Origin of the sequence: Pseudonocardia nigra, from assembly GCF_019396355.1 — a bacterium.
In the GTDB taxonomy this organism is placed as follows: Bacteria; Actinomycetota; Actinomycetes; order Mycobacteriales; family Pseudonocardiaceae; genus Pseudonocardia; species Pseudonocardia nigra.
Genome location: NZ_JAHKRK010000435.1, coordinates 1 through 1,685, shown reverse-complemented (window position 1 = coordinate 1,685; position 1,685 = coordinate 1). Strand labels below are relative to the sequence as shown.

The window sequence follows — 1,685 nt, the reverse complement described above, 5'->3', positions numbered from 1 at the left end:
ACCCGCTGACGGTGCGGATCCGGTTCGTCGCGGCGGATGTGGTGTGGCTGGTCGGGCGGGAGTTGCTGGGCGAGGGCTTGGTCCGCCCGGCCGGGCGTGGGGACGTGCAGGTGTGTCTGCTCGGTGCGCGGGTGCAGGTGTGGGTCAGCGGCCCGGGCGGGTGCGCCGATGTGCGCCTGGACGCGGCTGAGGTGACCGACTTCCTGGTTGCGACCTATCGGGTGGTCGGCCCGGACGAGGCCACCGCGATCGTGCACACGCAGCTCGAGGCCGGCCTGGCCACGCTGCTCGATCAGGCCGGGGGCGTGTCATGACCGCCCGGGCCGGGACCACGGCCGCAGTGGTGGCGGGGCTGCGCGCCTGGGTGCGCGGGCACGACCCGCATGTGCAGGCCGCGGTGGGGTTGCTGCTCGCCCACGACGTATGCCCGCGCCGGACCGAGTTCCGCGCCGCGTGCGTGCGCCGGGACTCCGACGGCGAGCACTGGATCGACTGGAGCGCCGCACGGGCCGCGTTCGACGCCGGCGAGTTCGACCGGGCGTCGTCCACGGAGATCGCGGTGCTGGACCTGGCGATCGCGCTCGGGTCCGACCGCTACCGGCTCCGGTCCATGGGTCATCACAACGCGCGGCTGATCGCCGAGGCGGTCGCGCATGCGGTGGGAGCGACCCGATGACCGAGTCCACGTCGGGCCGGGTGGCCTACCTCGACGATCACCGGCCGTGTGGTGAGTGTGGGCATTCCACGGGCGAGCACTGGACCGAGGCCACCGCGTCGTTCGCCTGTGCCCGGCCTGGCTGCGGCTGCACGAGCTGGTGGTCGATGGACATCACCGCGGAAGACATCGACGACGAGGACGCCACGGAGGTTCTTCCGTGGGCGACCGATCGCCCGGGGTGGGTGGGCCCGCCGGTGGTGACGTTGTGCGGGTCGATGCGGTTCTGGCCGCTGATGGTTCAGGTCGCCGCCGCGGAGACCGCTGCGGGCGCGATCGTGCTGGCCCCGTTCGTGATCGTGCCACCCGACGAGCAGAACACCGAGTGCGGCGACGCGGCCGGGCGTGCGTTGAAGGTGCGCCTGGACGCCCTGCACCGGGCGAAGATCGCCATGTCGTCGTCGGTGCTGGTGGTGACCGACAGGACCGGCTACTGGGGTGAGTCGACCCGCGGCGAGATCGGCTACGCGCTCGGGCTCGGCGTGCCGGTGCGGGTGCGCGAGGTCGACAGGGTCACCGGCGTTCAGACCACACACGGCCCGCTGTCGGGCTCGTGGGGGTGGTCGCGATGAAGCTGCGACTGATCGGCACCGAAGCGGAGTGCGCGGCCGCCATCGTGGCGCTCGCGGCCGGGTTCGAGCTGCGCGAGGTGTCCGGGTTCTACCCCAACCGTGGCGCGACGGTGCTGGGCCGCGTCTACGTCGATGCCGAGCCGTGGCAGGTCCACGCCGGATCGGGCCGGCCGTCCACGGGGCGGGTCCGGGCCACGACCAGGCGCACCGACCAGCACCGCCGCGAGGTGCCCGGTGACCCCAATTCACCGCTCGACCGGACGGGAGACCAGTCGTGAACGTGTTCCTGCTGTTCGTCGTCCTGGTCATCGCCACGGCGGTGACCTGGCGCCGCGGGGCCCGCGGGGGATCGCGTTCGGGCTCGCCCTGCTGGCGGCGTTCCCGGCGTTGACACTGCT

Annotated in this window: 4 protein-coding genes; all 4 read left to right on the top strand. The window is 72.9% G+C overall.

What is annotated here, in order from left to right; genetic code table 11:
- A partial coding sequence (locus KME75_RS41340) for an SsgA family sporulation/cell division regulator (protein WP_219420432.1) occupies nt 1-314 on the top strand: 314 nt, incomplete at its 5' end.
- Nucleotides 311-676, top strand: coding sequence for a hypothetical protein (locus KME75_RS41335; protein ID WP_219420431.1), 366 nt, complete (start codon nt 311-313; stop codon nt 674-676). The genes KME75_RS41340 and KME75_RS41335, both read left to right, overlap by 4 nt.
- Entirely contained in the window at nt 673-1,287 is a 615-nt protein-coding gene (locus KME75_RS41330; protein WP_219420430.1) for a hypothetical protein, read from the top strand. Before KME75_RS41335 ends, KME75_RS41330 begins: the two co-directional genes overlap by 4 nt.
- Nucleotides 1,284-1,565, top strand: a complete 282-nt coding sequence (locus KME75_RS41325) for a hypothetical protein (protein WP_219420429.1) — start codon at nt 1,284-1,286, stop codon at nt 1,563-1,565. Before KME75_RS41330 ends, KME75_RS41325 begins: the two co-directional genes overlap by 4 nt.
- Nucleotides 1,566-1,685 lie beyond the last annotated feature (120 nt).